Source organism: Demequina aestuarii (genome assembly GCF_000975095.1).
GTDB classification, from domain to species: domain Bacteria; phylum Actinomycetota; class Actinomycetes; order Actinomycetales; family Demequinaceae; genus Demequina; species Demequina aestuarii.
Genome location: NZ_BBRD01000001.1, coordinates 1,849,821 through 1,872,003, shown reverse-complemented (window position 1 = coordinate 1,872,003; position 22,183 = coordinate 1,849,821). Strand labels below are relative to the sequence as shown.

Genomic DNA, 22,183 nt, shown 5'->3' with positions numbered 1-22,183 from the left:
GCGACTGGGTCGGGCAGGGACAGGAGCCCTGCGGCAAGGGGGCCAGGACCAGCGACCAGAGCGAGAGCGCGTGATGCGATGGCATTGACGCCCCTCAGCGCCGCGCGGCGCTCGGTGGCATTTGCCTCGCCGGTCGAGCGACCGTCTGTCCTGGGGGTTATCCGCTCTCGTTAGTGCTGGACCTTCTTGCGTCGATGACTTCGAACGCCCGCGACGATGGCCAGGACGGCGATTGAGGATGCCATCGCACCCAGCAATCCGCCAGCAATGCGCCAGAACACCCCGAGTTCGTCCCCAAGTCCCCAGAAGAGATAGCCCGTCGCAGCCGTCCCGAAGACAGTCCAGACACCGCGCATGGCTTCACCGGTATGCGCGTTCTCCACATGGTCGGCTGAAGTCTTCTCGACGAGTTCCACGAGATCCTTCCGCGCTTCGCTGTCCTCGGGGAGGCGTTCGGCGAGGTCGAGGCGTTGGCGGTTCAAGCGAAGAACGCGCGGGGTCGAACTCCACCAGGCGATAGTCGAACTGATCGCCACGCCGGCGAACGCGAAGGCCGCCACCACAAAGTTCTCCACCCAAGCATTGTGCCGGACGTCGGGGCGGCAGTGGCCGAGGCATCCCGTGGTGTCAAAACCCGCGTCCGGAGCTTCACTCATCTGCCGCGAACGTGACTGTCAGACGCTTGCTCTGCCCACCGAGACACTGTCTTGGGTCGCGCAGAGCGCGCTATGTTCGTGGAATGCAGACCGCGCCCAACACGCCGCTAGAGATCTTCAACATGCCGCAGTACCTGGAGATCCCGCTCTTCCAGCGGCCTTATGTATGGAATCTTGATGAACAGTGGGAACCGCTTTGGCAGGACATCCGACGTATGGCCGAGTTGCGGCTGAACGCACCGGGCACGCAGGTGCGGCACTTTCTAGGGGCGGTGGTCTTCCAAGCTCTTCCGCAGCCCGTTGGTGGGATCGCCACAAGTCAGGTCATTGACGGCCAGCAGCGCCTCACGACGTTGCAGATCGTCTTTGATGCAGCGAGTCTTGCCTTCGAGCAGGCTGGAGACCTGACGCACTCTCAGCAACTGCGAAACCTCACGCACAACGGCGCAAGTTATGTGCCCACCGGCGACCAATTGCTCAAGCTCAAGCACACCAATCGAGACGCTGAAGCGTTCCACGAGGTGATGGAGGCTCAGCCTCCTCTCGACTATGAGACTCTCAAGCACGGAGGAAGCAAGATCGCGGCGGCACATGCGTACTTCGCAGACCGAGTTGAACGTTGGCTTGGCGACCCGATCTCGACGGACTTCGCACAAAGGGCGGAGTCGTTGACCCGTGTGCTGGACTCGGGTCTCCAGGTTGTCACGATCACGCTCAATGCGGACGAGAACTCTCAGGAGATCTTCGAAACGCTGAACGCACGCGGCACACCATTGACGGCGGCCGATCTGATCAAGAACTTCGTGTTTCAACGTCTCGCACAGGAGGGTGCCGACACCGCCCACGCCTACGAGAAGATCTGGCCCTTCGACACCAAGTTCTGGGAGAGAGAGGTGAGTGTCGGCCGGTCGAAGGTCTCGCGGTCCTCGCTATACCTCAACCAATGGTTGACGTCGCGCCTGGGTGAGGAGGTGAGCCCTCACGCGACCTTCACCCGTTTCAAGACATTCATGGGGCATGACACGGATGCCTCGATGAAAGACGTGCTGACGGAGATTCGCGACCAAGCCGCGTTATACCAGCACTGGTGGGGGGAGGCGGAGAGCAGCGACCACACCCTCGATGCTACGGCGATGTGCTTCTACCGATCGCTCGCGCTCGACAGCCAGTTGCTGCGACCGCTTCTGATCTGGCTCCACGCGCCTGGTCGAGGGCTAGGCGCGTCGGAAGTCTCGCGCGCCATCCAAATTGCGGAGTCTTGGATGATGCGCAGGTCGCTCCTGCGGCTGCCGTCGAGTGACCTGGGGCGCGTGCTCGCAGATGTGATTCGTGGTCTGAGTGGAGTCGAGCCCGATGGCGTCGCGGCCCATGTCGAGAACCACCTAGCCATGCTCAACGTCGCGAGCACCTACTGGCCGGGTGACGACGAGGTGCGAAGGTCTTTGTTGTCAGAGCCCGTATACAGGAAGTACCCGCGGCAGCGTCTGCGGGCAGTGCTTGAGGCGCTAGAGAATTCGATGCGGGCTGAGAAGGGTTCACCTCAGGTCACTCGGTGGAAGTTCCCAATCGAGCACGTGCTGCCGCAGTCGTGGCAAGAGCACTGGCCCGTTGCCGAGCTGGAGGAGCAGCTCGACCGCGACGCCCATGTTCACCGGTTGGGCAACTTGACGCTCCTGACCGAGAGTTTGAACGCAGGAGTGTCGAACCGGGAATGGAATCACAAGCGCGGCGAACTCGCGAAGCACAACACCCTCCTTCTCAACGCACGGATGACAGCCGATGTAGGCAATGGGGGTTGGTCGGAGGACGCCATCGACACGCGATCTGAGGCCCTCACCCAGCGTCTGTTGAAGATCTGGCCGGTTCCAGAGGGGCACGTCGGTGATGTCGTGGATGCACGCTCTCGAGCAAGTTTCACCGTCACAGTGCGTGACCTCGTCGTGTCAGGCCATTTGGCGCCCGGAGCGACCTTAACGTTCAGGCGGGGCGAGTGGACGGGGCACACGGCTCACGTACGAGACGACGGACTAATCGATCTCGACGGGTCGCTCCATGAGAGTCCGTCGGGCGCGGGTCGTGCCCTGTGCGGTCGTGCGACCAACGGCTGGACGAACTGGTCCTTGGATGATGGTCGTCGGCTAGCGGACGTGCGCGCGGCATACATGGGCAAGAGCAGGGCGTCCGAGCGGATGGGGTTCGACTGGATGCGGGTGCATGCTCTCCTCGCGGCGCTACCGGCAGGTTCGTGGACGACCTACGGTGCGCTCGCGGACGCCGTCGGTACGACGGCGCAACCAATCGCCAATCATGTGAGTTCCTGCCTACGGTGTGAGAACGCGCAGCGTGTGCTGCGCTTTGACGGGCGCGTCGCCGATGGCTTCGCGTGGAGCGACCCGAATGATACTCGCGACCCGCGAGTACTTCTTGAGAGTGAGGGCTTGCGGTTCGATGGCGATGTCGCAGACCCCGAGCAGCGGCTTGATGCAGACGACCTGAGTGTGCTGGCGTCTGAACGGGCGGGAGCGCACGAGGGCCGAAGCGTGTACCGGGTATCGCTCGGGCGTGGAGCCGCCTACCTCGACGACGCTCTGGTCCACGGCTATATCGGCACTGGCTGGCTGCTGGACGTCGACCTCGGTCCGCATGCGGGTAATGGTCACGAGGACTTCCATGCGAAGTTCAACGACCTCGTCAAGGCCAAAGACGGCATTGAGAGCCAGATCGGAGCAGGCCTCGCGGTCGGTCAGATCTGGGTCGTCGTCTCGCAAATGGCTGACGGCGACCTTGTCCTCGTTCCTACTGGCGACAGTTCCTACAGAGTAGCGACGATCGTGGGGCCCTACGAGTTCGCGGGTGGATCCCCAGTTCCTCATCGCAGGCCCGTCGACTGGCACGGTGTCGAGCTCTCGCGAGGCGACATGTCGGAGGAGCTCAGGCGTTCGCTCCAGTTCAATGGCACGGTGCAGAACCTTCGTGACCATCGCGAGGAACTGGACGTGCTCATGAGGGGTCGCGTTGGCGACGCCTGAACGGGTGGAACGGTGAGAATCTGGAACTAACCTCGTGCCCCCAGATTGTTCGAGGTGTGAGAGCGAACCAGGATCGGCAAGGGGTAGTGCGGTTGACCGATCAGCCCGGTTTGAACAATCGGTGGAGAGGAGGGCCCGACGGGCTCTGGGGCCTCCTGTGGAGTGTCTTTCAGATAGCGTCCTCCACGGTTTGGCGTGCTACTACCGTGTCGTAGAGGCCCACGTGGCTGAGGTCGTCATGGGAGTCGATCCCCGTATAGGACAGTGACGCGTCCTCGTATCTGCGGAATGCAAAGACTGCTTGGTTCATGTGGCCCGAGTTGAACACATTCAGTGAGACGAGCAAGTGGAAGTCATCGACCGTGAGGCCAGTCACCGTGCGGAACAGGTCGGGCTCGAGCTTCGTGATGACGTCCTGAAGAGTGTTCTCGCGGAAATCGGTGAGGTACATGAAGGCGGGGATCCGCGTAGCGAACTTGATCAACTTCTCTTGGATCTGTTTCCGCTTCGACTTGTACTCCTTCTCCTCCTCGGAGAGTTCCTTCTTCTCCTTTGGGCTGAGTTCCTCGCCCTTCTCCTTCTTGGTCTCCTTGACCTTCTCGCTCTTGTTGATGACGGTCTCGATGACGTCGGCGCCAAGCGCGCGGAAGCCTTCGATGTTCATCACAGCCTTCAACGCGTCTTCGTTGTTCAGGATTCGTCGGAGGGTGTCGTTGTCCACGTTGACCAAGAGCGCGGACTCCCACTTGCGTGCGAGAAGCGTGGCGCTCGTGCCCGCCATGGCGATGTCCAAGATTCCGCCCGCATCAACCTGAGTCATGTGCGAGCCGTCGTAGGCGAGCACAGGGAGGAAGGAGACCAGTTCCTCGACAGCCTTTTCGGGATTGGACTCAGCAGGATTGAGGCCGATGCCATAGTCCGATAGTTGCCGGAGCGCCCGGGTGGGCGCAAAGTCGAAGACGAAACAGACGGGCTTGTAGACCTCTTCTTCGTGCGGGTTGTCGCCGTTGGGATTCTTCTGGCTCCAGGGCGACTGCACACGGAACGCCGCTTGGAAGTAGGTCTCTGGAGACTTGAGGTTGCGAAGCATGAGGATCGACGACCACTGTGGCACCGTGACACCCGTGGTGAGCTTGCCGCAGGACAACGTGATGGTGCCCTGCTCGTGCCCGCTCCCGATCGCCTTGCGTACAGGGGGAAGTGCGTCCAGGCCGATACCCGCCTTGCTGCCCGCAACGGTAAGCACCCTGTACTTATGGAAGTAGGAGTTCTGGGGCTCGGCAAGCAGGTTCGCCATCGCGTAGCAGGCGGCCACATTCGGCAGGAACCAGAACGAGTGTTGCAGGTGAGGGAGCAAGCGCACATCCGAGTACGGAAAGGGCGGACGCTCCTTCAGGTTGTCGACTTGTGACGGGGCGTACGCGCCACGGATGATGTCGAGCCACTTCTGCACATCACTCTTGTGCTTGAATTCCGCCGAGCCGCCCGTGCCCGTCGAAGCGAAGAAAGTGTTGAGATCAAACTCATCGAACTCACCGCTACTTGCGACGGCCAGCAGTTCGTCGGGCATTTGGTAGGTGAGCAGACGCATCTGCGGCAGTGCGCCGTACGGGTTCAGTTTGTCAGCGTGAGCCTCGGCGAAGTCCGCCTTGGCTCGTTGCTCATCGGTGTATGTCCAGTTGAAGATTTGCTCTTCAATGAACTCGCCGGTGGCAAGTGCCTTGAACGGCGTGCCCGATAGGTAGAGGTATGCGCGGGTGGTGATCGGCAGGAACTCGGGCTCGTCCTCAGCGAGTTCTTCGAACTCTTCCTCGAAGTCGTTGAGACCAACGGTATTGCGCCCACTCGCGCCGTACTCCGCTGAGATCTCTGCGGACGCGTCTTCCTCACCCTCGAAGAGTTCTTTGGCACTGTCGCGCCATGCCCCGAAGTGGTACTCATCGAAGATGACCAGGTCCCAGTTGATCTCGTGGAGCCACTGGTTCTTCGCCTTGATGTTGCCGACTTTGTCCTTGCCGAGCAAATCCTGGAAAGAGCCGAAGTAGACGAGTGGCCTGTTCTTCTCTACCGAGCGCGGGTCCGCACCTGACTGGTTGCTCATATACTGCCAACCGTCAAAGTCGGCGTGGTTCTCAAGATCCGTCTGCCAGGCATCCTCCACCGCGGGCTTGAAGGTCACCACCAGCACACGGGTAGCGCCAAGCTTCTTTGCGAGTTGGTAGGTGGCGAATGTCTTCCCGAAGCGCATCTTGGCGTTCCACAGGAAGCGCGGCACCGCGTGCATATCCTCTTGCCACACAGAGTTGAAGTAGGCCTGAGTCTTCTTCACTGCCGCCTTCTGCTCATTGCGCATGCCGAAGGTCTCGTGGTGTGTGCCGGTGAGTTTCTGCCCTGTACGGAGCTCTGTGAAGGCGGTCTGCACGTCGGGCAGCGCGCAACGCACCCACTCACCCGCGCCCTTTGCGGGCTCCACGCTCTCAAAGCCCTTGTTGTTCAAGCGCGCACGCAGTTCGTAGTCTGTAAACGTAGTGCCGTCGTCCCGCTCGGCCGGCTCGTCGAACAGGATAGTGGGCTTTATCCCCACAGTCTTGGTCTGCTCCTCGATGCGTTTCTTGACCTCGCGCGTGGTCTGCCCTACCTTAATGAGTCCCGCGTGTGCTGGGCCTTCCACGCTATACGCGTATACCCGCAGCCGAGTCTCAGGCTTCGGCGCGAAGATCTCTTCTTCGGACTTTGCCATCACACTGTCGTCTTCCAAGTGGCTTCATCGTCGTGAGGAGCGACAAGCGACTCGATGAACTTCACTTCCTCCTCGGTCAACCCGTAACGCTCGTACAGTTGTGCGTCCGTCCACTCGCGATCAAGTGGGATGACTGGCACGAAGCTGTAGACACCTTTCAATGCGTCCTGTGTTGGCTTCCGCAGAGATACGAGGAAGCGTACAAAGCGAGTGCGGAGATAAGTAGCGAGGCGAATAGCTGCATCCTCGGTGGCAAAGTGACCTGCGACGAGGTAAGTCTCGGTGCAGGCCGTTCCAGGGGGCGTCACAAGGGGCTTACTCAGAAACTTGGTCTCGACGGATGCGCTCGTGCCCTGGATTCTCGTCATGAGCACCTTCCACTCGTCCACCCATTCGACGTTGGTCGGGATGTCAGTCCGCTCTACGAACACGGTGCTTTGGTTCGCGTAGAGTTTCACCGGCGAACGAAGGCCCACTTCTGAAGTCTTGCCCTTGAAGTTGGTCGCCAAGCCGAACGGCTTCTGACTGGAGACGCGGCCGTCGATGGTGGGTTCCGCCTTTGCTCGCACCTTCTCCAGAATCGGAATGGCTTCGTTCCGTCGAACCAAGATGTCGTATGCGTCGAGGTAACGAACTGACGGCGGACCGAGGGGCTCGTCGTCCCACATCGTCTGGATCGTGCACGGTCCTGAATGGCTGCTATCTCTAACGAAGTAGGCAACTCCACCGCGGATCTTAACGCCAGGAAACGCGTCGTAGAGCTTCGGAAAGTCGACGATAGTGCGAATATTGCGGTCGGCCAGCATAGCTTTCCTGAAGGCACCCAAGCCCATGCCACCGGAGAACCAGCGAGCGGGTGTGATCATCACAAGAAGTTTTGGTTCCAACTTCTTGGCCTGCTCCACAAACAATTGATAGATCGGTCGTGCCTGATTGCCGTGGCCATCCGTGTCGAGCTGATACGGCGGATTGCCTATTATGACGTCGAACTTCATGTCTTCTCCGAACAGCTCTGCTAGCAGAGCTTTGGGGTCTTCGGTGTGGATGAGAGCGTAGGCGTGGCTTTCAAACTCTTCGCCTCGATTCAACGCCTTCTGGCTTGCACCGCAGTACTTGCACTTGCCGTTGGTGAATTTTCCGACGCGGTCGCCCTCGGCATCGGCAGTGGTGACCCACTCGGTGCCGCCGATCCATGTGTGCTCGGTACGGTCGAACCAGATGTTGCCATGCTCGTCGTCAATTGACTTGGCGATTGAGTGGGGACCGTTGGCCCACTTCGAGCAGTAGAGGCTTCGCCGAGCGAGCATCGCCGTAAGTTCGGTGATAGCCATGCCAAAGACCTGCTTGGTGAGGATGTGATCCACTCGCTCTTCGAGGTCGGGAATATGCTCCTCAAGTCCCTTAGTCAGGCGACTCGTGATCTCTCTCAGGAAAACCCCTGATTTCGTGAACGGGTCGAGGAATGTTATGTCAGGGTTGGACCAAATGTCCTCGTCGTCATTGGAATCGGCCCAGGCCGCAGCCATTTTGTCGAGCATGCGGTTAGCGAGCTCGGGTGACGTAAACACCTCATCGTTGGACAAATTTGCGATACAGGTCAGGACGTCGGGGTTGCGCCCACGAATGGAAAAAGTCGCTTGCTGCGTGGTCACGCTGCTAACTCCGCCACGCTCATGGGCGTGTAGTTCTTCGTCGGCTTGAACACCTCATGCTTGCCGCTATCGGCAAACAACGTGTCTTCGGCTCTGAAGGCACTCATGTGCGAGAGAGTGTCGAAACGGAAATCCCGCCGCTGGAAACGACCCTTGCCCAAGTAGCCCCACTCCGCGAACGTGATGGGCGTGCCGTCATGATTCAGCATCGTAAGGGCGTCCCCGTGGACGACGTTCTGACTGAGCACGTACTCGGCTGCCTTGTGTAGATCGTTGTTCGCTGTCAGACCCAAGAACACGTCGAACACCTCAAGCATGTTCTGACGACACTCCTCCACGTTGTCAGGGAGCAACTCGATGCCGTAGATGCACATGACGCCGAGCAGCGAGTAGTTGCGGCGTTCAAACTCGCTTCCGGCGTAGCGTCGCTCCGCTGCGTCGAGTTTGCGGGCGAGTACCCTCACGAGGAAATTGCCGGAACCGCACGCCGGCTCAAGGAAGCGGGAATCGATGCGCTCCGACTCGCCCTTGACTTGATCGAGCATGGATTCCACAAGCCAGTCCGGGGTGAACACCTCTCCGTGTTCAGCGACGCGTTGTTTCGACCTCACCAAAGACACGTGACCGTCCTTCCCGTAGGCGCCGGCACGCGCCTCAGTATCTAGCCTGGTGGCAACCCCAACGCTACTCGCGTTAGCGCGTTCACATGCCGAACGCCGCGCGCTAGTCAGTGTCCGAGGCGCGGCTGGCGCCGTGGGTGGCTTGCCCCATTCCGACGGCGTGAGGTCGAGTGTCCCACTCGCCGGACACCCGATCGGTCCTACGCCGGTACCGCTAGGGCGAGCGCCGAAGTGACACGTCGCTGCGCCATCGAGAAGCTCGCTCTTCGCTGACTACGACCAGGTGTGCGCCAGTTCGCGGCGGCTCAAAGAGCGACAGCCGGCCCGGGTGGTCGTAGTGGTTGTTGCTGCCCGCTGCGGCGACAACGACATTTGGCCTGAGGTCGCCAGTTCTCAGAAGCTCTTCGGGGTAGTCAGGGTCGGCGCCGTGATGTGGAAGATTGAGTACGCCTACGCGTCCTAAGCGTTTAGGGCCCAGAACTCGCCGCGTGTCCGCCACCGCGCTCGGATGATTGAGGCTGATATCGCCGGTGCCTAGCCACGCGACCTTTCTAGGCCATGGGTCTATCTGACACCTTTCAAGGAGGGATGCAGGTCTTGGACTACGCCTGTGTGCTCGCCATGTCGAGAGCCATGGAGATTTGAGAACCGGCCCGCTGTAGAGCAGCATCGATGTGCGGTTCGTCCGCGAGCTGAGCCCGGGTGCCAGTGAGCCAGCGGCCTCGTAGGCGCGCTTCAATCGCTGCCTGGCGGCCGCGTCGCGAACCACCCCGAGAACCCACGTGCTATCGGAGAGTAGCCGAAGAGCTTCGTCGGTGCCCGTGAGGCCATATTCGCTGACAACCGACGCAAGGAGCGCTTCGCGGCTCGGCCATTTCGCGAGCGGTGTCCAGGCCACGAGCTCCCACAGCGGCTCCCAACGTCCATCCACTCGAAGGGCGAGCAGCAAAGCCAAGCCGGGCCCCTCCTCAACTGAAATGCCGAACTCTAGCGGTTGCTCGTAGTCTTCCTGCGGGATCGTGTCTATCGGCTCGACTGTGTCGATCGGCGTTGGAGCGAACGTCTGAAAGTCAGTCCGTGGTGTGACAGAAATTACCTGGGTCGTCTGGCCGAAGATGTCTGCAAGTGCTTGACCGGGGTCCACCACGAAACGGACGTAGTCCTCTAGGTCTTGCGGCGATTCGGGCGTTTGCGAACTCAGGAGATGAACAAGCCGCTGTTCGAGAGATACGAGTGGCAGGATCACACGTGCAACTCGGTGCACGGTACCCGCTAGGTCGGACAGCGCATTGAAGTGATCGGCGTCGAAGTGGGAGATAAACACGGCGTCGATCTGCTTGCTTGCGTTGCTCGTCAGTTCGTGGCTACGCGCGTAGTCGCGAATCTCTCGGGCGGGATGCGACTTCGCGGTACTCGAACCACAGTCGTAGACCCAATCGAGGACGCTCCTCCCATCCACAGTGACTCGGCCGGAGTAAAAGCCTCCTTGCCCCACTGCCCATTGGTTTCCTGCCACCGCCATTTTCATCCGTGACCTCCTCGGTCCAGGACGAGCATAGTAGGAGCGCTTTGTGCGCCCGGATAGCGTTCGCAAGCGTTCGGCTGCAACTCGCGTGCCGGTCCGGCCGGTTGTGCTCCGGCAGCCGAGCAGCACATCATTCCCAGTCCGTGCACCCCTTCGTGACCGAGAATTGCCTTGACGAGGTCCATCAGCGCGACCTGAGGGCAAGTGTCTTTTCGCGTATGCCGTGACGGCGACAGCAAGGAGATTAACCGCCAGGAGTGGAAGCCCTGTGGCCCGTGGGGCTGAGAATATCGAGTGGCTGGATGCCCGCTCCGCGAGTGCTGAAGTTGACGCACAGGCCGCTTCCCCTCGTGCCTTGCGACATATCGCGTGGTGGCGCTCGGGCCAGTTCTCAACAACGAAGCCGCACCGCTCGCTACCGAGCATTTCGAACGCCGCGTTGGGACGATCATGCGGATGACTTGCGGGGGCGGTGACACCGGGCGCATTGGCCGATACAAAGACACTGTCGATGGCACACGGTCAAGTAGGGCGCAGCCGATCCCAACCGTACCGATTCGCCATAGGTACATTGTTTCTGTGACAACGCCACATTGGCTCCCCACCGACTTCACCCACCTCCCTCCGGGTCGCCATCACCGCCAGCGTCCACATCCGCCCCATAATCCCCGACGGCCTTGACATCGACACGCCCACCGTCATGGGCAATCAGGCGATGCTGTGGGCCAAGTACGGCGATGCCCGGGGCTGGCCGCCCGCCGCTTTGACGGCCGAGGAGGACCGCGAGGACCCGGTGCTCCACGCCCAGGACATGGCCAAGAACCTCTTGTTCAACTCCGCTATCCTGCCCAGCGACGAGAGCCGGCTGTTCGGCTGCCTCTACTTCGACCCCGCCGAGCTTGAGCACGGCTCAACCGTGGAGCAGCCAGCCGCCGACGTCTCGTGAGGGTTGTGACGCACGCGCCCGCAGGCGTCGTGGCTCGTACGGAGGTGTTGCTACCAAGTTGTCGTCGGCGTTGGCGTCCTCGGCGGCGGACTCTCAGCCGAAGACGCGTTCGAGTGGGCGCGGTGCCAGTCTCTCTAGATTCGTGTATCCCTGTGACACATCAAAGATTGCCTCTTCGACGTCCACCGCACTCGCGTCGAACGGTCGCCCCCACTGCTTCAGCGCGTTCGTATACTCCACGTAGTCCGCTGTGCGTCCCATGCGAGGTCCGCCCCGCCTATCCCACATGGGCGCGACTGCACTGCGCATGACCGCATCGAGAATCGGAAGCGCCTCGCTGCTCGAAGGGTCGCCCTTAGCGGAGACCGCGTACATCCACTTGGTGAAGAACGCAGGCCCGAGGGAGCGCACCTTGCCTCCAACGCCACCCTCTCGTGTGTTGAGGTTGTTCATGAACCAGAACGCGCTTTCCGGGCCGCGGCGGATTGGTTCAACCGAGGCGTGCAGCCTGTCGAGTACATCGCCACTAAGCGGCGCGGTGCCCTGGGTGAGAACCTCGTGCGTCCGGTACGCCCCGTAACCGCTCTTACCGTGACCCCAGAGCATTGCGATGACGAATGCGTCCGCCACGCCCTCGCGGCCTCGCTTGAGGCTCGTGTCGACCAATGCGACCATTTCGCCGCGTGTGACTGCACCTTTGAACGCTCTGAAATCGACGCTCACCCTCTCGATGTCCCTTAGCCACTTTTCCCAAGTGGGAGCTGAAAAATTGACTGGTCGGTACCCGTCCCTTGAGCGAGCCTTGGTCAGGTGCTGTTCGATGTCGGCGGCTAGTGCTTTGGCTTTGACGACCATGGCAACCTCCTGCGGTGTGCGGCGCGTCCCCTGAGCGTAGGGAGCAGGGGTTTCGATGGCTAGTGCCCGCGTTGTCGCACCATCCCCATACCCTTCACAGCATGGGCACCTGGGTAGAAGATGCACAGCGCTCGGCCGCGCACTGGGAGCACCTTGCCGACCAGAGTCCGTCTCGCTACACCGCGAGGTGGGCGTGGGCGATCGCTAGCGTCGGGTCCACCTTCGCCGAGCTAGGGGACCATGCCGAAAGGCTCATCCATTTCGACTTGGCGGCCAGCATCGTGCGGGCAAGGGTGGACGCCGGAGTCGCGAGCGACGAGGAGCAGCACGACCTCCCCGCGCACCTGTCAAACCTCGCGGCGGTCGCGCTGCAGGTGGGTGAACTCGACCTTGCGCGTCGGGCACTCCGAGAGGCTGAGGTTCGGTGGGCGAGCCTTCCCGAGCACCTTCGCTACTCACGCTCCGAAGCACGCTTCGAGGACCACCTCGCGCACGTGCGGGCCCGCGTAAGGAGCTAGCCGAGAAGCCGCACTAGCGACTCTCGAAAACTCACCTGCTGGCCCGAACTGGGGAAAGGTAGGGGGCGCTCTTGAGGAACTCTCACCCCTGCGGCTCGAAGCCCCTCGGCGAGCGCATCGAATACGGTGCCCTTGATGAGTACCACCGACGCCTCCGGGGCGCCACGCTCGCCGAGCAGCCTCACGATCTCTGCAACCTTCGTCGCAGCGTGCTCACGCAGGATGGCGGCACAGCGCGCATCGCTTAGGCCTTGGGGGAGGCGCTCGTCCACTGCGTCGACCAGGTACACGCCTTCATCGCAGAGCCTCGCCAGGACCTCAGTCTTCATCGCACGGACGTCCTTCGCGCCTCGCGCCTTCCAAACCTCTGGCAACAACACCTTCGAGGTCTCAAGGAACAGTGAATCGTGAGTAGCGACGACCGGGTTGTAGAAGAAGCGATCGGTCGACTCTCGTGGTGCCTCGGCCACCAAGAGCAGGCGGATGCGGTCTGGCATGTACGCCTGGCGCATTTCGCGAATGTTCATCAAGCCACCCCCAAGGAATTGCTGGCATTGTTGCATCGTGCTCCCCGCTGAACTTATCGCCACATACCCCCGCATCTTCCATATGGCTGAAGCCTCGGCCTGGGATGGTATCCAGCGTCACGGACTCCTATCCACCGGCGCCCTTGTGGACCTTTTCGAGACCCCCAATCCACGCCGACGGAGGCTCCTGTCCGAGCCCCGGCCGGACATGACCTCCGTCCGCCACGGCGTTCACGGCTCGGCATTGATCCGCGACAACGGCCCGCTCAATGAGAAGAAGCTCGCGGCGTGCCTCACTGACATGACAGTGCCCGAGTTCCTGCGCCTCATCAACAGCAAAGTGTTCTTCTGGCCTACACAGAAGCGGCTCGACACGCTCTTCGCTGCGAGCACTTACCGGGATCGCCCACACCTCATCCTGGTGGTGGATACGGCGTCGCTGGTCAGTGCCCACGCCGAGCACATCACCCTGTCGCCCATCAATAGCGGGGCGACGGTGCGCGACGCTCCCAAGCGGGGGTCCGATACCTTCAAGCCCATCGCGGACTACGACTTCGAGTACTGGCGGACCAAGCGATCGCGGCCGTTGGCCGTGGCGGAAATTTGTGTCGACCACTCGGTGCCAGACATCACCAGCCACCTCTTCGAGGCCTACATCCGAAACCCAGACGGGTCGCGCACACTCGCGAGGTAGTCGGAGGCGACACAGCGTCAACCCTCGGTGTCGTCTTCGAGCTCATTCTCCGCGCTTGTCCACCGCCGTAGGCGAGCGCGCTCAGTGATTTCGCCTGAGAGCTTCCCCGACACAGACTTGGTGCGGTTAAGGCTCTGCCCGCTCAGGCGCCTTACCGTACCGATGCCCTCGGTGCCGGTCTCGATCGCGGCGCCCGAAGCCGACTTGGTGCGCTCGAGCGTCTCGCTGCCAAAGCGCTTCGCAGCACTGAGTCCGTCGGACCCTGTCTCGATGGCCCTATCCCTCGCGTCCGATGCCGCTTCTCGCCAGCGCCGTGCGTCAACCACCGCTCGCTCGTTGCCGATGCCGAGTACTGCATGAAGCTCGACCACTGCGGCACTGACTTGGTTGCTGGATGCCACCGCCTGGCGCGCGGCCCTTGGATGCAACAGGACCTTGGAGTTTGCCCCAGCAGCAGCGGCATCGATGCGCGCCAGAAGTTGAAGCGTGCTCCGGGTAATCACCGCGACCCTGTTGTCCCGGGCCGCGTTCAGGCCCAGCCGATGCTGGTCCAGTTCTTCAGGAGCGGCATCCAGCACCCGGTCAAGCTCCAGAATTGCGATTGCATCCTGCAGTTGGAAGCAGAAGGCGAGCACTGCGAGCCACTCCTTAACCTTTGCTTCTGCCTCGCCGGTTGCCTTCACAAGGTCGCCGAGACTGGCGTGGCTCTCCATGTTCTCTGCCAGTCCATCCAACTGCCGCAAGGCATACGCCTGGGTCCGGGCTATGGTCAGCGACGTTGACTGCACCTTTGACCACGAAACCTCAGAGATCCTGCCCACGTGGGCTCGGATTGTCGTGGCCTCTTCGATCACGAGACCCACGGCAATCACGTCTGCGAGCACCCCGTCCTTCTGTGCGCGGAGCACATCGTCGATCTTCTTGTCGATCACTTCGAGATAGTCGGCGATTGCGTCCATCTGCTGCTGCATCGCCAACTGCGCCATCACCCCTGCGGCACCGGCAAGCATCGCCGGGTTGGTCAGGAGCGCGCCGGGTCCCTTTGCGAACTCGACCACGCCTTTGATCTTTCCATTGGAGGTCACCACGCCGCGGCTCAAGCCAGGCGCTGAACCCTTCATCAACCCGTACTTGTCGATCTTGCTTGCCGAATCCGCGGTCAACTTGAGCCAGCGACCCGAAGAAGCCGCCACGATCGACGTGGCCTCTGTGGCCCCTGCGGATGAAGCGAGGACATTTGCAAGTTTCGGCAACGCGAGTTCCCGCGACTGCAATCCCTCGGCAACGAGGAAGCGCTCGACAGCGCCCGGCTCGCCGATGACGGCTAGGCCATCGCCGTCACTGATCAACTGGAGCTCATCGTTCATCGTTGACTCCTCAGGTCCGGACTGCCTAGCGCGCAAGATGGGCGCTCCACCGTGTACGTGAGTGTAGGGGCCAAGGCTGCGCAAGGCAGCGCTCGGATCAGCGTTGGTCGCGCAAGTCCTGCCAAGGGCCGTTTGACTATGGGCGCTGGCGCAACCAGGATCGATATGGATCGAGCATCGGCCGCAGACCTTGCGTCGCTTCGAAAGGCGGGCACCTCAACATGACATCACTTTGGCTTCCTCTGGACTTCCAACACCCCCTTCGCGTCGACATCACCGACGACGTCCACATCCGCCCCATCAGCCCCGACGATCTCGACATCGACATGCCCGCCGTCATGGGCAACCAAGCGATGCTGTGGGACAAGTACGGCGACACCTGGGGCTGGCCGCCCGCCACCATGACGGCCGAGGAGGACCGCGAGGATCTCCAACTCCACGCCGAGGACATGGCCGAGAACCACTCGTTCAACTACGCGATCCTGCCCAGCGACGAGAGCCGGCTGTTCGGCTGCATCTACATCGACCCCGCTGAGCTCGAACCTGGCTCCAGCGTCGAACAGCCCGCCGCCGACGTCTCGTGGTGGGTCGTCCCGGACGCACCCGAAGGCCTCGCCGCCGCAGTGCGCGCCTTCGTCCCGGCCTGGCTCGAGAACTCCTGGCCCTTCGCTACCGTGCGGTACCCGTTCGGCGAACTGAACTGAACTGAACCGAACTGGACTGAACCCGCGCATCGGCCGCGTGACAGCCCAAGCCCACCCCATGCCAGCACCACGGGCAAAGCCCGGACCCTGGCGCATCGGGCAGGCGCGCCAGTAGAGTCGCGACATGCTCCCTGTGCCGAGTGAGCATGGTGATCCGGTGAGGGGGATCAGATGCTTCCGGGACTCTGCCTCGTGGGAGGAAGCACCGAAGATCCGGCCCTGATTGCCTCCGGCCGCACCGTCACGTACGGCGAGCTGCGCGGCCTCGTGGACGAGCGCCGCACCCACCTGGGGGCCGAGCGTCGACTGGTGGTGATCACCGCCGGGAACGCGATCGAGCCGGTCGTGACGTATCTCGCCGCCCTGGAGGCGGGCCACCCTGTGCTCTTCGTCCCCGATGACGGATCCGCCGGCGCCGCCCACCGCGAGGCGCTCATCGAGCGGTTCGATCCGGACGTGGTCGCCGCCGGTGCGAGCGAGGGATGGCGGCTGCAGGAGCGCCGTGCTGGCTCGCGCCACGACCTCCACCCCGACCTGGCCATGCTCGCGAGCACCTCTGGCTCCACGGGGTCGCCCAAGCTCGTGCGCCTGTCGTTCGAGAACCTGCGCAGCAACGCGGCGGCCATCGGCGAGTACCTGCGGATCACTCCGCGCGACCGGGCCGCCACCACGCTGCCCCTGCAGTACTGCTACGGGCTCTCGGTGCTGAACAGCTACCTGCTGGCGGGAGCGAGCGTGGTACTCACCGAGCACAGCGTCTCGGACGAACGGTTCTGGGACGAGTTCACGCTGACGGGCGCAACGTCGTTCGCTGGCGTTCCCTACACGTTCGAGCTGCTCGACGCGTCAGGATTTGCTGAGCGCGACCTCCCGAGCCTGCGCTACATCACCCAGGCCGGCGGGCGTCTCGCCCCGGACATGGTCCGGCGCTACGCCCGCTTGGGCCGCGAGCGCGGCTTCGAGCTCGTCGTGATGTACGGGCAGACCGAGGCGACGGCGCGCATGGCCTACCTCCCGCCCGACCTGGCCGAAGCCGCCGCCGGCAGCATCGGCCGCGCGATCCCCGGCGGGTCGCTGCGCGTGGACGTCGCGGCCGGCGAAGACTCGGGCGAGCTCGTGTACTCCGGTCCCAATGTGATGATGGGCTACGCGGAGCACCCCGCCGACTTCGCCACCGGCCGCGTGATCACCGAGTTGCGCACCGGCGACCTGGCCCGCCAGCGCGAGGACGGACTCTTCGAGATCGTGGGGCGCGCCAACCGGTTCGTGAAGGTCTACGGACTGCGGATCGATCTCGACGCCGTCGAACAGTTGCTCGCGGAGGCCGGCATCGACGCGCGGACGGCATCGGCGGACGAGCGGCTGCTGCTGTTCGTGCGGTCACCGGGGCTGGTCGCGGTGGCCCGGGGGAGGGCGGCGGCAGCGATCGGCGTGCCCATCCACGCGATCGACTCCTTCGCTATCGACGAGTTCCCGCGCACCGAGAGCGGCAAGTCGGACACGGCGGCGCTGGTGCGTCACGCGCAGGCGCATCGGCAATCTCCCGATGCTCCGGCCAGCGCCGCTTCACTGGGCGACTCGATCCGCGACCTCTACGCCGAGCTGCTGGGCCGGCCGGGCGCCACCCTGGACGATTCCTTCGCGGCCCTCGGCGGCGACTCGCTCAGCTACGTCGAGGTCTCGATCCGGCTCGAGACCATGGTGGGGCGATTGCCCACCGACTGGCATGCGTTGAGCCCTCGCGAGCTCTACGCGCGGCACGACAGTGAGGGCGCCCCATCCGAGACCGGTTCGCGGGGCGCCGAGCCCGCCGCCTCGCCATCACTCACCGGGCGCCTTCGCGCGTGGGCGGGGTCCATCTCCCGGGTGGAGACGTCCATCGCGCTGCGCGCGGCCGCGATTGTCCAGATCGTGTTCTTGCACGTGGAGGTGCTGAGGTTCGCGGGCGGGTCCGCCGTCCTCCTCGCTGTGCTGGGCTACAACCTTGCGCGTTTCCAGATCGTCAATCTGCCAGGGGTGAAGCGGAGCAGGAGGCTCCTCGGCGTCGCCGTTCAGATCGCGATTCCCGCCGTGCTGTGGTCGGGCTTCGTCGCGGTGGTGAGCGGCCACTACCAGCCGACGACGGTGCTGCTGGTGAACTCCTTCCTTCCTCGCGATGCCATGTGGACCTATCAGTGGGAGCTGTGGTTCATCGAGGTCGCGGTGTGGACGATGCTGGCGCTGGCGGCACTCTTCGCCGTGCCCGCGATCGATCGGCGGGAGAGACGCACGCCCTTCGGCTTCGCGCTGGTCCTGCTCGCCCTCGCGGGGGTCACGCGCTACCTGCTGACCGACGTGGCGGTCAACGAGCTCGATCGGTACACCCTGGCGACCGCGGCCTGGTTCGTGATGCTGGGCTGGGCCGGCGCTCGTGCTCCCACGTGGCGCGGACGGCTGCTGGTCTCGGCCATCGCAGTGGCGGCGACCCCGGTGTTCGCCGCTCTCGATATGTGGGACCTCGTCGGTTGTCTTGGGCTGCTGGTGCTGCTGTGGGTGCCGTGGGTCCCGGTGCCGCGGCCGCTCGTGGGGGCGGTATGGGCGCTCGCGGGCGCCTCGCTGTTCATCTACCTGGTCCACTGGCAGGTGATCTTCCGGGTCGAACCCCCGGTTGCCGGCGCCCTGGCGGGCATCGCGGTGGGGATCGCAGCGTGGCTCGCCTACCGCTTCGTGATGGCTCGGCTGGGCGTGTGGCGTCGGCGCTACTCGACGCGCGGGCAGGATGGCACCCGAGCCCGTGGCGACTGGCTGGTCGAGGACGCCGCCGAGCGGTGACGCGCATCGGCGCTGGGTGTCCGAACCGCCAGCTACCGTGTCCCCTATGACCCAGGACTCCTCCACGACGCCCACCACCCTCGCCCTTCCCGACGATTTCCAGGATCGCGTGTTCAAGGCGATCGCGGTCCAGCGCCCCGCGGCGACGGCGTACATCAAGGAGATCCGGCGTCGGAAGCCCGATGCGACCCCTGCCGAGGTCATGAAGACCATCGAGTCCCAGTACGTCGCGACCACCACCTCGGCGAGCGCGGCAGCGGGCGCCACCGCAGGCATCCCGGTGGTGGGCGTGCCGGTCGCGATCGGCCTCGGCGTCGCGGATCTGCTGTTCTTCTACGAGACCACTGCGTTGTTCGCCCTGTGCATGGCCGAGCTGCGCGGCATCCCCATCGACGACCCCGAGCGCGCCAAGGCCGTGGTGCTCGGCGCGCTCCTGGGGGAGAAGCGCAAGAGCCGCATCACCGAAGTCGTCCTCAGCGCGCTGCCCGCCGGCGCGACGGTGGGCACCGCGCGCCGCACCGCCGGCGCCACGGTGTCCAAGGTCAACCCCAAGTGGGGCGACCTGCTGGCGACCCAGCTGCCCGATTCCGCGTTGGTGCCGGTCACGATCGCCCTCGCGAAGCAGATGGGCACGCAGGCCGCGGTGTTCGGCAGCGTGAAGATCGGCACCAAGGCCATCCCGGTCATCGGCGCGGTCGCCGGGGGAGTGACCAGCTACTACTTCGGCTCGAGCGTGGTGAAGGCGTGCCGCGAGGGCTTCTCCGAGCCGGCAGAGACGTGGCCCGCGTGGCTCGAGCCCAGCGACGGCGATACGGCCGATGCGCTCGCCGGCTCGCGCGCGGTCGTCGCCATGCGCGCGGCGTCGGGTTCCGCGAAGGACTTCGGCGAGAGCGTGTGGACGCGCGTGGTCGACGGGACGGCCGCGTTCCGCGGCACCGAGGTCGATGGGGTGCACCGCGAGCCGCAGGCACTGACGGCGGTGAAGTCGGCGGGTGCTTCGGTGGGCGCGACCGTGGGTGGAGCGGCGGTGAGCGCGGCCAAGGCTGCGAAGGGCGCCGGAGTCAAGGCCGCTGGTGCGGTCGCGGACAGGTTCAAGCGCGACTAGCAGGCGGCGCCGAGCAGCCATACAGCCCCCAACGCTCAGACGCGGAGGTATGGCAGCGGGCGCACGCCAGACCGTCGGTCAGCGTGCGGTGGACGCTCGATCCTGCCATTCATCTGTGGGGGACACGGGCATGTACGCGTGTGCTGTAGCCCCAGCTCGGTGCATGCGTTCCGCCTCAAGTCCGAGCGGTCGGCACTCCCCTCGTCGGCGACGGCGCGTTGAGCGGTGATGTCCCGCTCGCCTGACCACTCGACGGCACGATTGAGCACCGCCGTGGCAGTTGCGCAATTCCGGCGGCATGGGCTTCAGCGGAGGCAACGCGAGAGTGATCGCCGAAGCCGGTGTGGGCGTAGGTATGAACCAGAAGCGGGTCACTGTTCCTGCGGCGGGGCTTTCCGGATTCCTCAACCCGCTTCTTCCCGCCCGGTCGACGGCCGACGAAGCGCCGGTCTGAGCCGTCGAGGCAATTCCCAAACGGGCGGACAGCGGAATGGGCCCCTCGCCGAGGCGCGGGCGATGCACGATGCCACGAGGACTGGTCTTCGCGTCGGTCGTGTTCGGCGAGTGGTGTGGCCGCGAGCGTCGGTCGTGCATCGGCTGCCCGGCCTGATGCCCGTCGGCCCATCGCTTCTCCGTGGGCCACGAAACCTGGAATCGGACGGCAGCTTCGCCGATCGGCAAGCCTCCATCAATGGCGAGGTGGGCGACCATCGGGCGGTGGCGAGGCATGAGAGCAGCGTGTGGATGTGTCAGGAGCCCCCCTCCGTGAGGGAAGGGGCCAGCGGAGTTCGGCTGGCCCCTTCAGGTGGGGAGCGCAGTTCAGCTGGACCGCGATGCCGCGGACCGAAGCACCTTTGCGAGGTCGCGGGGGCGACTCCACATGGGCCAGTGCCCTGTGGGGAGGTCCACGATGTCGACGACTTCGAGACTCGCGACCTCGGCAAACATGGGGTGACCCGCCTGGGCCAGTTCCACCACCTGTGCGCCCGAGATTGAGCAGCACACCAAGGTCGTCGGGACGCCGTGGCGGGCCTCGTCCGCGAGCTGGACGGGCTGACGAAGCACTGAGGCAGGCTCCGGGACGGCCCTCGCCCGGAAGCGCTCAAGCGCTTCGGCGCTCAGGCCTTCGAGGCTCGCCTGCTGCCCGAGGGCATCGAACGACGGCAATGCCAGTTCTTCGAGCCCATCCGGAAGGTCAGGGGCGAACACGCTGCCGTCCGCCACGGGGCCGGAGTCGACCCACACCACCCGGGAGATGAGCTCGGGGTGTCGGTCGAGGACGAGACTGATGGGGGCGTTGGCCCCGCTGTGCCCAACGAGGATCGCAGGCTGATCGCCGTGATGAGCGATGACGTCCCGGATCGCTGCTGCCTGGTCATCGAGAGTCCTCGTCGCGCGGTCGGTGTCATCTCCGTCTAGACCAGGCAGAGTCATCGCGACTGCGCGAATGTGGTCGGTTTCGAGATGTTCAAGTACTTCGTCCCATGCCCATGCTCCCAGCCAATGGCCGGCGATGAGAACGATTGTCTGGCTGCTTCTAGGAGTTGTCATGTGACGACCCTCCCAGTCAGACTTGACAAGAGTGTGTCACTATTTATGTCATGAATCGGCCAAGGCCTCAGCGGTGAGACGAGCCGAACGTCTGCATGCCCTGTCCGAGATGTTGCGGCGCAGTGGCGCGAGGGGCGTCTCCGCTGAGCGGCTGGCGCGAGAGTTCGAGGTGTCGGTGCGCACGGTGAAGCGAGACCTCGATGCGTTGGAGACCAGCGGCGCGCCGATCTGGTCTCGCCCGGGCCCGGGCGGTGGATACGGAATGGCCAAAGGTGCTTCTCTGCCTCCCGTGACCCTGTCCCCGGTGCAGGCCGTGGCGCTCATGGCGGCGGTGTCCGCCGCACCCGATGCTCCGTACGCGGATCTGGCTGCCGCGGGCATCCGGAACATCATGGACGTCCTCGATCCCAGGACGCGAGCGCGTGCCGACGAGCTGGCCCACCGCGTCTGGGTCGATGCGCCTCCTGCCTCCTCGCGCGCCGTCAGATCAGCACTCGAGGATGCGATGGCCGAGCAGCGGGTGATTCGCATCCGCTACACATCACGAGACGGCACCACGACCACCCGTGACGTCGAGCCGGTGCTGTTCGCTTCCACGAGCGGCCGGTGGTACCTGGTTGGGTGGTGCCGTCTGCGCGACGCGATGCGATGGTTCGCTCTGTCACGCATCGAGCGGGCCAGCGTTACCAAGGCGGCCTGTAGCGGCCACGCCCTCCACGAGGTCGGAGAGCCTCCGGTGAACGCCCGGCCGGTGCATGGCCGGGACGAGTGACGGCCTCGATCAACCTCTCCTGCGAGCACAGCGAGGGGAGCGGCGGGGCTGGACAGCCCGCGCATCGGCCGGTTGCGACGGTGGCGAGAGTGCGCTTCGGAGTGCTTGGCT

General features: G+C 63.9%; 17 protein-coding genes. 8 read left to right on the top strand and 9 right to left on the bottom strand.

Translation table 11 applies throughout. From position 1 onward, the window contains the following. Positions 1–170: 170 nt before the first annotated feature. Positions 171–575 (bottom strand): hypothetical protein, encoded by a 405-nt coding sequence (locus AOP72_RS08770; RefSeq protein WP_152650321.1) that lies wholly within the window; start codon positions 573–575, stop codon positions 171–173. 164 nt (positions 576–739) lie between these two features. Between AOP72_RS08770 and AOP72_RS08765 the strand changes: the two genes are divergently transcribed. Then, positions 740–3,685 (top strand): DUF4357 domain-containing protein, encoded by a 2,946-nt coding sequence (locus tag AOP72_RS08765; protein WP_084631625.1) that lies wholly within the window; start codon positions 740–742, stop codon positions 3,683–3,685. A 169-nt stretch (positions 3,686–3,854) separates the two neighbouring features. Here AOP72_RS08765 and AOP72_RS08760 read toward each other — a convergent pair whose 3' ends face one another. The 4 genes from AOP72_RS08760 to AOP72_RS13425 all read right to left on the bottom strand — a co-directional run bounded on the left by AOP72_RS08760 (position 3,855) and on the right by AOP72_RS13425 (position 10,225). Next, positions 3,855–6,425 carry a DEAD/DEAH box helicase family protein gene (locus tag AOP72_RS08760; protein ID WP_062135155.1) on the bottom strand — a complete coding sequence of 857 codons (2,571 nt, stop codon included), beginning with the start codon at positions 6,423–6,425 and terminating at the stop codon, positions 3,855–3,857. Further along, entirely contained in the window at positions 6,425–8,077 is a 1,653-nt protein-coding gene (locus AOP72_RS08755; RefSeq protein ID WP_062135152.1) for an Eco57I restriction-modification methylase domain-containing protein, read from the bottom strand. Before AOP72_RS08755 ends, AOP72_RS08760 begins: the two co-directional genes overlap by 1 nt. Continuing rightward, positions 8,074–8,688, bottom strand: coding sequence for an N-6 DNA methylase (locus AOP72_RS08750; RefSeq protein WP_274519737.1), 615 nt, complete (start codon positions 8,686–8,688; stop codon positions 8,074–8,076). The genes AOP72_RS08755 and AOP72_RS08750 overlap by 4 nt, the downstream gene beginning before the upstream one ends. A 223-nt stretch (positions 8,689–8,911) precedes the next feature. Next, positions 8,912–10,225, bottom strand: a complete 1,314-nt coding sequence (locus AOP72_RS13425; RefSeq protein ID WP_152650320.1) for an MBL fold metallo-hydrolase — start codon at positions 10,223–10,225, stop codon at positions 8,912–8,914. A 697-nt stretch (positions 10,226–10,922) separates the two neighbouring features. Here AOP72_RS13425 and AOP72_RS08740 point away from each other — a divergent pair. Continuing rightward, the gene (locus AOP72_RS08740) at positions 10,923–11,168 is read left to right on the top strand and encodes a hypothetical protein (protein WP_062135143.1); all 246 of its coding nucleotides are present in this window, start codon (positions 10,923–10,925) and stop codon (positions 11,166–11,168) included. 93 nt (positions 11,169–11,261) lie between these two features. On the opposite strand, the gene AOP72_RS08735 is transcribed toward AOP72_RS08740, so the two are convergent. Next, positions 11,262–12,023: an 8-oxoguanine DNA glycosylase OGG fold protein gene (locus tag AOP72_RS08735; RefSeq protein ID WP_152650319.1), complete on the bottom strand. Its 762-nt coding sequence runs from the start codon at positions 12,021–12,023 to the stop codon at positions 11,262–11,264. A gap of 101 nt (positions 12,024–12,124) precedes the next feature. Between AOP72_RS08735 and AOP72_RS08730 the strand changes: the two genes are divergently transcribed. Continuing rightward, positions 12,125–12,541: a hypothetical protein gene (locus AOP72_RS08730; RefSeq protein ID WP_152650318.1), complete on the top strand. Its 417-nt coding sequence runs from the start codon at positions 12,125–12,127 to the stop codon at positions 12,539–12,541. On the opposite strand, the gene AOP72_RS08725 is transcribed toward AOP72_RS08730, so the two are convergent. Continuing rightward, on the bottom strand, positions 12,538–13,038 hold the full coding sequence (locus AOP72_RS08725; RefSeq protein WP_152650317.1) for a hypothetical protein: 501 nt from the start codon (positions 13,036–13,038) through the stop codon (positions 12,538–12,540). The genes AOP72_RS08730 and AOP72_RS08725 overlap by 4 nt on opposite strands. On the opposite strand from AOP72_RS08725, the gene AOP72_RS08720 reads away from it, so the two are divergent. Next, positions 13,025–13,762, top strand: a complete 738-nt coding sequence (locus AOP72_RS08720; RefSeq protein ID WP_439645541.1) for a DUF7002 family protein — start codon at positions 13,025–13,027, stop codon at positions 13,760–13,762. The genes AOP72_RS08725 and AOP72_RS08720 overlap by 14 nt on opposite strands. A gap of 17 nt (positions 13,763–13,779) precedes the next feature. Here the strand turns inward: AOP72_RS08720 and AOP72_RS08715 are convergent, their stop codons facing one another. Continuing rightward, positions 13,780–15,129 carry a hypothetical protein gene (locus AOP72_RS08715; protein WP_084631622.1) on the bottom strand — a complete coding sequence of 450 codons (1,350 nt, stop codon included), beginning with the start codon at positions 15,127–15,129 and terminating at the stop codon, positions 13,780–13,782. 221 nt (positions 15,130–15,350) lie between these two features. Between AOP72_RS08715 and AOP72_RS08710 the strand changes: the two genes are divergently transcribed. The 3 genes from AOP72_RS08710 (at position 15,351) to AOP72_RS08700 (ending at position 19,749) form a co-directional block, all read left to right on the top strand. Beyond that, complete coding sequence (locus tag AOP72_RS08710; protein WP_062135129.1) at positions 15,351–15,833, top strand: GNAT family N-acetyltransferase; 483 nt, start codon at positions 15,351–15,353, stop codon at positions 15,831–15,833. Between the two features lie 171 nt (positions 15,834–16,004). Further along, positions 16,005–18,644, top strand: coding sequence for an AMP-binding protein (locus tag AOP72_RS08705; RefSeq protein ID WP_062135126.1), 2,640 nt, complete (start codon positions 16,005–16,007; stop codon positions 18,642–18,644). A gap of 46 nt (positions 18,645–18,690) precedes the next feature. After that, a complete protein-coding gene (locus tag AOP72_RS08700) occupies positions 18,691–19,749 on the top strand; it encodes a hypothetical protein (protein ID WP_062135123.1) in 1,059 nt (352 codons plus the stop codon). A gap of 819 nt (positions 19,750–20,568) precedes the next feature. On the opposite strand, the gene AOP72_RS08695 is transcribed toward AOP72_RS08700, so the two are convergent. Beyond that, on the bottom strand, positions 20,569–21,300 hold the full coding sequence (locus tag AOP72_RS08695; RefSeq protein ID WP_062135120.1) for an alpha/beta fold hydrolase: 732 nt from the start codon (positions 21,298–21,300) through the stop codon (positions 20,569–20,571). A gap of 73 nt (positions 21,301–21,373) precedes the next feature. Here AOP72_RS08695 and AOP72_RS08690 point away from each other — a divergent pair, with 73 nt between their 5' ends. After that, a complete protein-coding gene (locus tag AOP72_RS08690; protein ID WP_084631619.1) occupies positions 21,374–22,072 on the top strand; it encodes a helix-turn-helix transcriptional regulator in 699 nt (232 codons plus the stop codon). Positions 22,073–22,183 lie beyond the last annotated feature (111 nt).